This window comes from Ralstonia sp. AU12-08, assembly GCF_000442475.1.
GTDB lineage: Bacteria > Pseudomonadota > Gammaproteobacteria > Burkholderiales > Burkholderiaceae > Ralstonia > Ralstonia insidiosa.
On sequence record NZ_ASZV01000046.1, the window covers coordinates 318,606 to 331,475 of the forward strand.

General features: G+C 60.7%; 13 protein-coding genes. All 13 read left to right on the forward strand.

The window, feature by feature from the left end:
- Nucleotides 1-172: 172 nt before the first annotated feature.
- The 13 genes from C404_RS51775 to C404_RS51835 all read left to right on the forward strand — a co-directional run bounded on the left by C404_RS51775 (nucleotide 173) and on the right by C404_RS51835 (nucleotide 12,845).
- Nucleotides 173-1,549 carry an MFS transporter gene (locus C404_RS51775; RefSeq protein ID WP_021196710.1) on the forward strand — a complete coding sequence of 459 codons (1,377 nt, stop codon included), beginning with the start codon at nucleotides 173-175 and terminating at the stop codon, nucleotides 1,547-1,549.
- Between the two features lie 84 nt (nucleotides 1,550-1,633).
- Nucleotides 1,634-1,993: a hypothetical protein gene (locus C404_RS51780; RefSeq protein WP_021196711.1), complete on the forward strand. Its 360-nt coding sequence runs from the start codon at nucleotides 1,634-1,636 to the stop codon at nucleotides 1,991-1,993.
- The gene (gene pxpB, locus C404_RS51785) at nucleotides 1,986-2,750 is read left to right on the forward strand and encodes a 5-oxoprolinase subunit PxpB (protein ID WP_021196712.1); all 765 of its coding nucleotides are present in this window, start codon (nucleotides 1,986-1,988) and stop codon (nucleotides 2,748-2,750) included. Before C404_RS51780 ends, pxpB begins: the two co-directional genes overlap by 8 nt.
- Nucleotides 2,747-3,724, forward strand: a complete 978-nt coding sequence (locus tag C404_RS51790) for a biotin-dependent carboxyltransferase family protein (protein ID WP_021196713.1) — start codon at nucleotides 2,747-2,749, stop codon at nucleotides 3,722-3,724. Before pxpB ends, C404_RS51790 begins: the two co-directional genes overlap by 4 nt.
- A gap of 42 nt (nucleotides 3,725-3,766) precedes the next feature.
- Complete coding sequence (locus C404_RS51795; protein ID WP_021196714.1) at nucleotides 3,767-4,543, forward strand: LamB/YcsF family protein; 777 nt, start codon at nucleotides 3,767-3,769, stop codon at nucleotides 4,541-4,543.
- Between the two features lie 26 nt (nucleotides 4,544-4,569).
- On the forward strand, nucleotides 4,570-5,037 hold the full coding sequence (locus tag C404_RS51800; RefSeq protein WP_021196715.1) for a hypothetical protein: 468 nt from the start codon (nucleotides 4,570-4,572) through the stop codon (nucleotides 5,035-5,037).
- Nucleotides 5,038-5,564: 527 nt separating this feature from the next.
- On the forward strand, nucleotides 5,565-5,855 hold the full coding sequence (gene groES, locus C404_RS51805; protein WP_021196716.1) for a co-chaperone GroES: 291 nt from the start codon (nucleotides 5,565-5,567) through the stop codon (nucleotides 5,853-5,855).
- Nucleotides 5,856-5,967: 112 nt separating this feature from the next.
- On the forward strand, nucleotides 5,968-7,611 hold the full coding sequence (groL, locus tag C404_RS51810) for a chaperonin GroEL (RefSeq protein ID WP_021196717.1): 1,644 nt from the start codon (nucleotides 5,968-5,970) through the stop codon (nucleotides 7,609-7,611).
- Nucleotides 7,612-8,023: 412 nt separating this feature from the next.
- On the forward strand, nucleotides 8,024-8,494 hold the full coding sequence (locus C404_RS51815) for a TadE/TadG family type IV pilus assembly protein (RefSeq protein ID WP_021196718.1): 471 nt from the start codon (nucleotides 8,024-8,026) through the stop codon (nucleotides 8,492-8,494).
- 88 nt (nucleotides 8,495-8,582) lie between these two features.
- Nucleotides 8,583-9,053: a TadE/TadG family type IV pilus assembly protein gene (locus tag C404_RS58915; protein ID WP_080981295.1), complete on the forward strand. Its 471-nt coding sequence runs from the start codon at nucleotides 8,583-8,585 to the stop codon at nucleotides 9,051-9,053.
- Between the two features lie 60 nt (nucleotides 9,054-9,113).
- Nucleotides 9,114-10,421, forward strand: coding sequence for a vWA domain-containing protein (locus C404_RS51825; protein WP_021196720.1), 1,308 nt, complete (start codon nucleotides 9,114-9,116; stop codon nucleotides 10,419-10,421).
- A gap of 234 nt (nucleotides 10,422-10,655) precedes the next feature.
- Nucleotides 10,656-11,741, forward strand: coding sequence for a YjgN family protein (locus C404_RS51830; RefSeq protein ID WP_021196721.1), 1,086 nt, complete (start codon nucleotides 10,656-10,658; stop codon nucleotides 11,739-11,741).
- 21 nt (nucleotides 11,742-11,762) lie between these two features.
- A complete protein-coding gene (locus C404_RS51835; protein WP_021196722.1) occupies nucleotides 11,763-12,845 on the forward strand; it encodes a M48 family metallopeptidase in 1,083 nt (360 codons plus the stop codon).
- Nucleotides 12,846-12,870 lie beyond the last annotated feature (25 nt).

A 12,870-nucleotide genomic window follows, 5' to 3' on the forward strand; every position in this document is an offset into this window, starting at 1 on the left:
GACATGGCGCAGTTGCAGGGTTTCGCGCCCCAGGCTGAAGCCGGGAAGCTGCAGAACGGTGCATGCGAATGCGCTTTGCAAAAGAAAAATCTATCAGGCTGCCCAAAGCAAACCCGTTTGAGCCGACACGGTGTGCTGCGTAGCATCAATGACACCGAACCGGAGGAGACTCATGAACACTGAACAAGCTGGACGCACAAAAAAACAGAGTGCGCGGGCGTTCATCGTATCGCTGTCAGGCACAAGCCTGGAGTGGTACGACTTCGCCATATATTCATCGGCATCAGCCCTCATTTTTGGAAGCGTCTTTTTCCCGTCTGGCGATCCGCTCTCCGGCACCTTGCTGGCGTTCGGAACCTATGCGGTCGGCTATGTGGCCAGACCTCTCGGTGGTGTCCTGTTTGGTCGGCTTGGCGATGTCATTGGGCGTAAGAACATTCTCGTCTGGACGCTGCTACTGATCGGCATTGCTACTGTCCTTGTCGGATTGATTCCGTCGTATGCGTCGATCGGTATCGCCGCCCCGGTCATCCTTGTCCTGTTGCGCATGGCTCAAGGTGTGGGTGTTGGCGGTGAATGGGCTGGCGCCGTTCTCATCTCGTGCGAGCACAGCGATCCACGCCGTCGCGGCTTCGCGGGCTCCGCTGCACAGATGGGGCCGCCGCTTGGCAACTTGATGGCAAATGGTGTTCTCGCGCTTCTTGCCGCGTTGATGTCGCGCGAGGCGTTTCTCGCATGGGGTTGGCGCCTTGCCTTCTTGATGTCGGCCGTACTCGTGGGCGTGGGCATCTGGATTCGAATCAAAGTGGAAGAAACGCCCGTCTTCGAAGCCATCAAGCAGCAGGGCAAGGTCTCCCACTCGCCAATGCTCGACGTGTTGAAGCACGAACCGAAACGGCTCCTTGCCGCCACGATGATTCGGATGTGCCCCGATGTCATGTACGCGATGTCCACCGTTTTCGTACTGACCTATGCGACGCGCGTCCATGGGCTCAAGGCCAGCGAAGCGATGCTTGCTGTTGTGATCGGATCTTTGTTCCAGACGTTCATGATCCCGGCGTTCGGCTTTCTGTCCGATCGTGTCCGGCGACGCTCCATCTATGCGGCGGGTGCCTTGTGCGCTGTTGCATGGCCTTTCATCTTCTTCCCCCTCATGGAAAGCATGGGGTACGCCGGGATCGTGCTTGCGGTGATTGGAGGACTTTTCACCAATTCACTGATGTATGGCCCGCAGGCGGCCCTCGTATCGGAGCAGTTCAGCCCTCGGCTTCGCTACGCAGGCAGCTCGCTTGCCTACACCTTTGGTGGCGTCATCGGCGCCGCGATCGCGCCATGGCTCTTCATGTATCTGCTCGGGACCTACGGGAACTGGCAAGCGCTGGCGGCTTACATCGTGCTGACCGCCGTCGTGACCGGCATTGGCCTGGTGCTATGCCGCGACCCCGACTACAAGGAGGACCTTGCGCTTGCGGGTGGGGTGCACGGCGCGGAGGCAACCCACGATGCGCTTGGTGCTGCGGCGCTGCGCCAGGAGCCGGCGCGGTATTGAGCACGACAACGCGCTTGTCGGATGCCAAGGGATTGGACAGCCACTGCCGTTAGTGAAACAAGACACCACCGCATGAGGTACTGCATGACCATTCAAACCAATTACATCTTGATCTCCTCCATGGATGTCGCCCCCGAATATGAGGCACTCTTCAACGAGGTCTATGACACGGAGCACACGCCTTCGCTGCTCACAGTGCCGGGCGTACGCAGCATTCAGCGCTTCAAGGGCGAGCCGTTCTCGATGGCCATCGGCTCCGGTGTGATGGACAAGGAGGCACCGGCTCCCATCTACACGGCTGTCTATGAAATAGATGATCCAAGCGTGCTCACCAGCCTGGAATGGGCGCGTGCGGTTGAAGAGGGGCGGTGGGCGGCTCAGGTTCGTCCACACACGCGCAATCGGCATCACGCTGTCTACGCCCGCTTGCCAAAGCATGACTGACATCGCTACGGTTCGCGTGGGGCAGCGCGTTAAGCAACGCGCTTCTGCCGACACATTGACGCTTGAAGGAGCGAACGACGTCCCCGCACTGACGACAGGGCCCCGCGTGCATGCCGCGGGTTCGGGCGCGATTCTGTTCGATCCCTCAACAGGCGCTTTTGATGCAGCGGTCCAGCAGCGCTTGTTCGCTCTTGTCCATCGCATGCGCATGGAGCTTGGCGACGATGACACTTGCGAACTCGTGCCTGGTGTCAACAACTTGCTGTTTATCTTCAATCCGCTCGCATTACATCCTGCCCAAGCTGAGCGGTGGCTCCGGCAGTTGTGGGAGACCACCGAACCGCTTGCGAGCGCGGGCCGCGACATTGAAATCCCGGTCATCTATGGTGGTGCGGTGGGAGAGGACCTGACCAGCCTCGCGTCGGGCGCATCGTTATCGGTCGAGGAATATGTGGACCGCCACAGTTCAGCCCTCTATACCGTCGCTTGCGTCGGCTCGATGCCGGGCTTTGCCTACATGACTGGCTTGCCACCGGAGCTGGCTGTCCCAAGGCGAAAGGTGCCGCGCATGAAGGTAACGGCGGGCGCCGTCATTGTGGGCGGCAATCAGGCTGGCGTAATGCCCTGCACCGCGCCATCGGGTTGGCACGTCGTGGGGACAACGCAGCTCGAAATGTTCAACCCTCATCGAGAGCATGCTTGCCTGCTGTCGCCCGGCGACCGCGTCCGGTTTCTAGTGAAGGGAATCGAGCTGTGATTGAGATCCTCACAAACGGAGCGCCCAACGTCATCCAAGACTTGGGGCGTCCGGGGACAATGGCATTGGGCGTGAGCCGGAACGGGGCAATGGACACACTGGCCATTTCACTTGCCAACGCACTGATTGGCAACGAGGCGAGTGCCGCAGCCATAGAAGTCTGCCTGTTTCCGTTCCGCGCACGGTTCGAAGCGGATACAGAGTTTGCCGTGACCGGGGCCGATTGCACCGTCCGGCTGGATGGTGAACTCGTGGCCCCCTGGTGGGGGCGCAGCGCACGAGCTGGGCAGTCCCTTTCAATTGAACGGCCGAAGCGCGGGGCACGGGCTTACGTTGCGCTGCGCGGAGGCATCGACGTCGAACCCGTCCTAGGCTCCAGGTCCACCGACCTGAAAGCAGGCTTCGGCGGCCTTGGAGGACGAGGTTTGCGTCGAGGGGACACACTCAAGTTGAACGCCGTGCAGAGCCGCGACCAACGCGCCACGGACCTGGGCGTTGTTCCTCGAGACGTTCCCGCGTTGTGGCAGGAGTTGGCATCGGGTTGCGTGACGGTGCGGACGTTGCCTGCGGCGGAGTACGGACTCTTCACCTCTGAAGCGCGACACGCGTTCGAACACGCCGACTATGAAGTGACTCCTGATGCCAACCGGGTCGGCTATCGGCTGGCGGGTCCATGCCTGCCACTGGTGGCACCGGTGGAGTTGCTTTCGCACGGCATTGTTCCTGGAACGTTGCAGGTTCCTCCATCCGGGCAGCCGATCGTGCAACTCGCCGATGCGAACACCTGCGGCGGCTATCCCAAGATCGCGACCATCATCGAGGCCGACCTGTGGCGACTGGCGCAGGCGCCTATCGGTTGTCGAATCCGGTTTTCCATGACGGATATCGACTCCGCACTGTCTGCGCTGCGCACACAAAGAGAAGAGCAGGCCAAGCTTCGCAGAACCCTGGCTCTCATGGCGCAGCGCGGATGACCGCGACGCATCCAAACATTACATATCAAAGAGGGCTCACCTATGAACGCACTCGGCAAACCGCTTGAAGTCGATCTCAACTCCGACATGGGGGAGGGCTATGGCGCATATCGCATGGGGGACGATGAGGCGATTCTTGACATCGTCACCTCGGCCAACGTCGCATGTGGCATGCATGCTGGCGATCCGGAGATCATGGTTAAAACCTTCCGGCTCGCGAAGGAGCGAGGCGTGGCGATCGGCGCTCACCCGGGGTTCCCGGACCTCTGGGGCTTCGGGCGCCGGGTGATTCCTTATACGCCGGGCGAGATCGAACGGCTGGTGGCATATCAAATCGGCGCAGCCGAGGCGCTCGCCAGGTATGCCGGCCACCGTATCACCTACGTAAAGGCCCATGGTGCCTTGGGCAACTTGACACAAACCGATGCTGAGGTTGCAACGGCCATCGCGCGCGCGATCAAGGCTGTCAACCCGGAATTGATCTGCATGACGTTTGCCGGTTCGGTGATGGAGAGGGTCAGCGGCGAACTGGGGCTCGAGGTGCGTCGGGAAGTGTTTGCCGATCGCGCCTATGACGAAGAAGGACATCTCGTGCATCGCAAGACGCCCGGCGCCGTGCTGCATGATTCGGATCACGTTGCGAGCAGGATGCTGCGAATGGTTCAGGCTGGCGGCATTGAGACGATCTCAGGGCGCATGCTGCCGGTACAGATCGATACGATCTGCGTGCACAGCGACACGCCCGGGGCAATTGAGATGGCGGGCAAGGTTCGTTATGCGCTGGAACAAGCGGGTATCAGCGTCAAATCGTTCAGCTGAGTGCGGTTTCACTTAACGTTGTTGCAATGCATATCGAAGACATCAGGACCCTAGTCGAGCGCCTCGACGCTACGCCTATCGGGGAGTTCGAGTACAGGCGCGGATCGGAAGGTCTTCGCGTCATTTTCTCCAGATCGCCGGCAATTGCACACGCCTCCTACGGTGCCGCCGGGACAGTCGCTGTTGAGGCGGATATCGCTCGACAGACATCGGTCGTGCGTGCGCAGGCGGTGGGCTTCTATACGTGGTGCCACCCGCTTAGTGATGTGCCGCCAGTGGTGGAAGGCGATCTCGTTGCGAAGGGACAGCACGTGGGGTATATCAGCGTTGCTTCGGTGGTCCGCGCCGTTTATGCGCCTTGCCGGGGCAACGTTCGCGGCCACATTGCAAAAGACGGGTGCATTGTTGGGTACGGTGACCCGCTGGTGGAAATTGAAGACGCTGGCGATGACTTCGCTGCAACGATTGGAGTGCCGAGCGGCACTCTCCTATGAAAACTAAGAGTGAACAAGGGCGCCCGCGGCGATCACGCCACTGTCTGCGAACGCAGCGAGGTGTGTGGGCCCATCTAAGATAAGCACCATCTCCGCCTCTTCTCGCCTTCTAGCAGTCTTGGATGCTCATCCATGCATTTTTTGTGATGCATAGCGCATGTTTTTCGTGGTTTTAGAGCGAGGTTCGTGCCTTTTACGGCGAGAGTAGCTCCCATCCGCTGTTCCGACTTCCATGGGTTCCTTCAGCTAAAGCATTGAAGGGAAAGACAATTTTTTGGAAATGACGAGGGCGGGGACTTCCAGGAGTTCAGAGTTGAGTGAACAAAGTTCAGAGTTGCGTGAATCTCGACACCGACACTCGGCAGGTCGACATTTCCATTCTTGAAATCGTAATACCCCGTCCCTATAATTAGCACTCGCCGGGCAGGAGTGCTAACAACGCCTCCGACCCCCGATGCTTTCCCGATGCGCCGCGTCTTGCGGCGTGTTTTGTGAATAAACACTCACTTTGCATTGAGGAGTTGTGTATGAACCTGCGTCCTTTGCACGACCGCGTGATCGTGAAGCGCCTGGACAACGAAACCAAGACCGCTTCGGGCATCGTCATCCCTGACGCCGCTGCTGAAAAGCCGGATCAAGGTGAAGTCCTGGCCGTTGGCCCGGGCAAGAAAGACGACAAGGGCAATGCGATCGCGCTGGACGTGAAGGTCGGCGACCGCGTGCTGTTCGGCAAGTACGCCGGCCAGAGCGTCAAGGTGGATGGTCAGGAAGTCCTGGTCATGCGCGAAGAAGACATCATGGCCGTGGTGCAAAAGTAAGCACGCGCTCGTTCATAACGTTCGCAACGCTTACCTGTAACCCAATCCTCATTGCCGGCGCAGCCTATTGAGCTTGCGCGGGCAACATCCAAAGATCTCGGAGATTCTCAAGATGGCAGCTAAAGACGTAGTGTTCGGCGACGCCGCACGTGCCAAGATGGTCGAAGGCGTGAACATTCTCGCCAACGCAGTGAAGGTGACCCTGGGCCCGAAGGGCCGCAACGTGGTGCTGGAGCGCAGCTTCGGTGGCCCGACCGTGACCAAGGACGGTGTGTCGGTCGCCAAGGAAATCGAGCTGAAGGACAAGCTGCAGAACATGGGCGCGCAAATGGTCAAGGAAGTCGCTTCCAAGACCAGCGACAACGCCGGTGACGGCACCACCACCGCAACGGTGCTGGCCCAGTCGATCGTGCGCGAAGGCATGAAGTACGTTGCCGCCGGCATGAACCCGATGGACCTGAAGCGCGGCATCGACAAGGCTGTGACGGCCGCTGTTGAAGAGCTGAAGAAGATCAGCAAGCCGACGACCACCAGCAAGGAAATCGCTCAAGTTGGCGCCATCTCGGCCAACAGCGACGAATCCATCGGCCAGCGCATCGCTGAAGCCATGGACAAGGTCGGCAAGGAAGGCGTGATCACGGTGGAAGACGGCAAGTCGCTGGCCGACGAGCTGGACGTCGTGGAAGGCATGCAGTTCGACCGCGGCTACCTGTCGCCGTACTTCATCAACAACCCGGAAAAGCAAGTTGTCCAGCTGGACAACCCGTTCGTGCTGCTGTTCGACAAGAAGATCAGCAACATCCGCGACCTGCTGCCGGTGCTGGAGCAAGTGGCCAAGGCTGGCCGTCCGCTGCTGATCATCGCTGAAGACGTCGAAGGCGAAGCCCTGGCAACGCTGGTGGTCAACAACATCCGCGGCATCCTGAAGACGGCTGCTGTGAAGGCACCGGGCTTCGGCGACCGCCGCAAGGCCATGCTGGAAGACATCGCCATCCTGACGGGCGGCCAAGTCATCGCTGAAGAAGTCGGCCTGACGCTGGAAAAGGCAACCCTGAACGACCTGGGCCAAGCCAAGCGCGTTGAAATCGGCAAGGAAAACACCACGATCATCGATGGCGCAGGCGATGCCCACAACATCGAAGCGCGCGTGAAGCAAGTGCGTGCCCAGATCGAAGAAGCGACCTCGGACTACGACCGTGAAAAGCTGCAAGAGCGCGTGGCCAAGCTGGCCGGCGGTGTTGCCGTGATCAAGGTTGGCGCTGCCACCGAAGTCGAAATGAAGGAAAAGAAGGCCCGCGTGGAAGATGCACTGCACGCAACGCGCGCTGCTGTGGAAGAAGGCATCGTGGCTGGCGGCGGTGTTGCACTGCTGCGTGCCCGTGCACTGATCTCCGGCCTGAAGGGTGCCAACGCTGACCAAGACGCCGGTATCAAGATCGTGCTGCGCGCCATGGAAGAGCCGCTGCGCCAGATCGTCACCAACGCTGGCGACGAGGCTTCGGTTGTGGTGTCGAAGGTGATCGAAGGAAGCGGCAACTACGGCTACAACGCCGCCACCGGCGAGTACGGTGATCTGGTGGAAATGGGCGTGCTGGACCCGACCAAGGTGACCCGCACCGCGCTGCAGAACGCCGCTTCGGTCGCTTCGCTGATGCTGACGACGGATTGCGCCGTTGCAGAACTGCCGAAGGACGATGCAGCTCCGGCAATGCCGGGCGGCATGGGTGGCATGGGCGGCATGGACGGCATGATGTAATTTGCCCGTCTGGCAACCTGGCCCGGCCGCTGGTTCTTCCGGCGGCTGTTCCAAACAAAAAACCCCGTGGGTGCGAGCCTGCGGGGTTTTTTGTTTGCATCAGAAGCTGCGCCGCATTCCTGTGAAGCCCGGCAAGGCGTGAAAGCAGCCGCTGATTGGCCAGGCGCGTGCGTTCTCGATTTCACCATGTTTCGGGCTTGAAACAACGCTCCATATGCATGGCGCTTTCCTCACTCGTTTGGCCGATATCCGCTGATGGGGCGTGTGCTAAAACATCCTCAGGCGGCAGCGTTTGTTCGTTCCGTTCACATCTTGGCGAGCGGTGATAGAGCGCAACTGTGCCGGCACAAATACGTGGCGATGGTGCTATCCATCGACCCGAAAAGAAGAATCAAGAGCAAGTGGGGGCGGTATGAAGACCATCCATCAAGCCGGGGCGGCGGCTGTGGAGTTTGCACTCGTCGTGCTCATCTTCTTGGCGCTTGTGCTTGGGACGGTTCAGTTCGGCTGGTTGCTCTATAGCTATGTCGTACTGACCACAGCTGCCTCTACGGGAGCGCATGTTCTCGCCTCGCAGCGCGGCTATAGCGCGCCCTATACCAACACCAAGAACGCGATTCTGGCTGCTGCTGCGCCGATTGCGTCAGCGACGGCGTTGGCAAGCAACATGACGATCAGCATGACGGTTGGCGGAACATCTTGCCAAAGCGATGCGCTCTGCTCCGCCGCCCTGGGGACGGGGAGCCAGGCGCCGACTGCCGGGACGCAGGCCAGCGTTTCTATCAGCTATCCGTTTGTTCCGATGGCGGGTGGGGCGCTGGTAGTACGTGCCTCTCTTTTGCCGACCGCATTGCAAACCAGCATGTCCGAACTGGTGCAGTAGCTGCATCGCGCCAGCCGATGCAATCAGCAAGCAGGCTGGGGCGGCTGTTGTGCCTCAACGCTGAGCACAATTGAGTACGGGGGCGATGATGCGCAGTGTGCTGAGAATCGACCGGAAGCACCGAGGTACCGCGACAGTGGAGTTTGCGTTGCTATCGCCGTTTCTTCTCCTGCTGGCACTGGGTGTGGCCGAGTTTGGCTGGTTGATTATTAACTCCGTCATGGTGACCAATGTCGCCGCGTCGGGGGCCCGCTTCTTTGCCGGTCAGAGGGGTACCACCACACCGTATTCAGATACCAACACGCAGATCAAGGCGTCGGCATCGAGTCTCAAGCCATCCAACCTGAGTTACGCCACCTCTGTGGGCAACGCTTCTTGCAGCACGGACGCAACCTGCGCGCTCGACCTGAACAACGCTGTGAAAAACGGGGCGGTGACCAGTGCGACGGTCACCGTCACCTACAGCGCTTACAAACCGCTGCTCGCGGGGGCTTTTCCTGGCGTGTCCAATTTACTGCCGCAGTCGCTTAGCGCCACCGCCGTAGAGCGCGTTCAGTGAGCGTGCCACTTTTGTGAGGAGCCATGTGCCATGAATCGACTCTCTGAAAGGACGGGCGCAATGAAGCGGCAACGTGGCGCCGTCGGCGTCATGGCGGCGTTCTCCATCATTCTGCTGCTCGGGGTCATTGGTCTCGCGGTCGATGCCGGGTATCTCTTCTACTGCCAAAAGCGCTTGCAGACAGCCACAGATGCGGCTGCCCTGGCGGGTGCCGTTGACCTGTGGACCAACTCGTTTGCCACAGCGCAAGCCAACGCCAAGGCGTACACAGCCGGTCAAGGCAACAATTCGATGCCGCCAGGCGTGACGGTTTCGGCGGCCACCATCACCGGTTTGCAATTGACCAATGCGCAGCTGCCGGCATCGGGAGCCGTGTCGAAGTACAACGCTATCCAGGTTGCTCAGCAAGCGACGGTACCGCTGACGTTTGCAAGCGTGTTCGGGTTCAAGTCCATCCAGATTGCCGCCAGTTCAAAGGCGGCTGCGGGCGGGGCCGGTGGCCCTGCCAAGTACAACGTCATGATCATCCTCGACACCACCGCATCGATGAACACCACCGATTCGAATTGCCCGGGGCCGAAGAAGCAGTCACTGTCACGCCTTCAATGCGCGCAGCAGGCCGCGATGACATTGCTGACCAATCTGACGAATGCTGGTGACAACGTCGGCTTGATGGTGTTTCCGCCCGTGGCCGGCAGCAGCAAGGAAACGGATTTTTCATGTGGCTCTTCACAGCAATCGATCGCAAGCAGCTATTCAGCGGTTGCTACCGGTGTGGTGACGAGCGGTGCCACATACCAAGTATCGGGTTTGGCTTCCGGGTTTCTTAAGAACGGTGCCGCAAATACGGGATCCAGCATCGTTCAGGCGCTCGGCGGCGGCAGTTGTGGCGGCATCCAGGCCATTGGGGGGCTGGGTACGTTCTACGCTCAAGCCATTGCTTCGGCGCAGGCGGCATTGTTGAACATGTCGCAAGGACAGAACCCACCCGGGCAAAACGTGATCGTGCTGCTCAGCGATGGCGATGCGTCGTCATCCCAGGGCCAACTTGGCAACACGTACAAGAGCACCTACGGGCAGGAATGCAAAGCGGCCGTCAGCGCGGCCAGTACTGTGCAGAAGACGGGAACACTGATCTACACGGTTGCCTACATTGGCGGAGGCTCGACTTCGTCAAGCTGCAGCGATGGCAATAGCGATCTGACGCCGTGCAGCACCATGCAGCAGATCGCCACGGGGCCGTCGTACTTCTTCTCAGACACCTGCCCGAATGCAGCGGGAGGGGCAGTCAACAACCTGAACGCTGCATTCAGTGCCATTTCATACTCACTCACGAAGCCGCGCCTGGTCCCGCCCAACGCTACGTAGGCGTGGCTTGATTTGTCTTCCGGCAATCCCGTCGGCGCGTTGCAGTACGTCGGCGGGATTCGCATCACGATCACGCTCGCTGTTCGGCTGATCCTGGCGAATGGGGCGAACCTCCCTTTCTGGTTTGTTAACGCACCGTTAACGTTGCATTGCGGCGGGCTTCGATACAATCGGCCCACCCGCGAGCCTCTGTTTCTGAGCGGGCACGACAACAACACAGGGAAGGGAAAACAGATGAACGACATCGCACGCGAGCCTGTCCTGGGCGGCGCCCCCAGTGGTCCGTCCGCGGCTGCCCCGCAACCCTTGCGGATGCGCTTTATCGGCAGCGGCTCGGAATACTTCCGTATCTGGATCGTCAACCTGCTGCTGACCATCGTCACGCTGGGTATCTACTCGGCCTGGGCGAAGGTGCGCACGATGCAGTACTTCTACCGCAACACGCAGTTGGCCGGATCGAGCTTCGACTATCACGGTAGCCCGACTGCCATTCTCAAGGGCCGCGCGATCATCTTCGTGCTGGCGCTGGCGTTCAACCTGCTCAGCCATTCGTCGCCGGCGCTGTCGCTGCTGTTCCTGGCACTGCTGGCTGGGGCGTTTCCGTGGCTGCTGGTGCGCTCGTTGCGCTTCCGCATGGCCAACTCCAGCTATCGCGGTCTGCGCTTTGCCTTCACGGGTAAGGATGCAGAAGGCTACATGGTGTTTCTGGTCTGGCCGATCCTGAGTGTCTTCACCGCGTACCTGCTGGCGCCGCTGGCGCACCAGCGCTTCAAGCGCTATCAGCATCGCAACACGCGCTTCGGCACCACGCCGTTCGATTTCTCGGGCACGCCGGGCAACTTCTATGGCGTGTATCTGCGCACGTTCGGGCTGGCGGTGCTGGCCCTCGTGGTAGCGGTTGCGGTGATCGCAGTGCTGGGCGTGTCGATCGGCAAGGCGGAAAGCAGCGCCGGCCGCGCCATCGCCATCGCCATTGCGGTGGTGCTGATGTACGTGGCGATGCTGTTCCTGGCACCGTACTTCATGTCGCGTTTGCAGAACGTGGTGTGGAACCACACCACGCTGGGCCCGCATCGCTTCCAAAGCCAGGTGGCGGCCGGCAAGCTGTTCTGGATCTACGTGTCGAACGCGGTGCTGATCGCCATCACCATCGGCCTGTTCACGCCGTTTGCTCGCGTGCGTACGCTGCGCTACAAGATCGACTCGATGACGCTGTTTGCATCCGGCTCGCTCGACACGTTCGTGGCGGGCGAGACCACCAAGGTGGGCGCCCTGGGCGACGCCGCGGTGGATTGGTACGACATCGACATTGCGCTGTAAGCACGCCGGAAGGTCACGTTCATGATTCTCGCCACCTACTTCGACGGTCGAACTTCGCGCGCGCAGCCCGTGCGTCTTGCCGTCGAGGCGGGCGAGGCGGTGCTGTTCGACACCGACGGCACGCTGTTGCGCCGGGCCGCACTGCCGACGCTGCGTGTGTCGGAGCGCGTCAAGCATGCGCCGCGCCTGATCACGTTTGAAGACGGTGCCTTCTGCGAGATTGCTGACCCAGCAGAGCAGGCGGCGCTCAACACGTTGCTGCAGCGTACCGGCCACCAGGAGGGTCTGGTGGTGCGCGCGCAGAACAGCTGGAAGCTCGCCTTGGGCGCGCTGATCGTGACGGTACTGGTGCTGGTGATCGGGTATCGCTACGGCTTGCCGTGGGGCGCCAAAGTGGTGGCAAACATGGTGCCGCAACGCGTGGAGTTGCAGCTCGGGCGCGGTACGCTGCGCGCGCTGGACGAGCGTTGGCTCAAGCCCAGCAAGCTGCCGGAGGCGCAGCAGGCGCGCATTCGTGCACGCTTTGTGGCCCTGCGTGCACCGCAGGCCACGCACACCTACAACATCGTCTTTCGGGATGCGGGCTCGCTGGGTGCCAACGCCTTTGCGCTGCCAGGCGGCGACATCATCGTGACCGATGCACTGGTCAAGCTGGTGGGCGAGGGCGATGGCCTCACGGGTGTGCTGGCGCACGAGGCGGGGCACGTCGAATACCGCCACGGGCTGCGCCAGCTGATTCAATCGTCTGCCATTGGGGCGACTGCAGCGCTGCTCTTTGGTGACGTGTCGACCATTCTGTCGGGCGTGCCAGCGGCGATGCTCACGCTGCGCTATTCGCGTGACTACGAGCGCGATGCAGACCACTATGCTGCGCTGCTGCTCCAGGACAACGGCCTGTCTGTCGGTGCGTTTGCGGATGTGCTGCAGGCTCTGGAAGACACGCACGGCGGCACGCGCAAGGCTGACGGTGTGAAGAAGTCCGACACAGCCAGTGATGACGACGCCTCGGCGTTTTTCTCATCGCATCCGCTCACGCGTGAACGGATCGACACGCTGCGCCGTTTTGATCGTACGCACGGCGCCAGCGGCACGGATACGGACTGATCTGTTGGCATTCCCATCTTCGGGA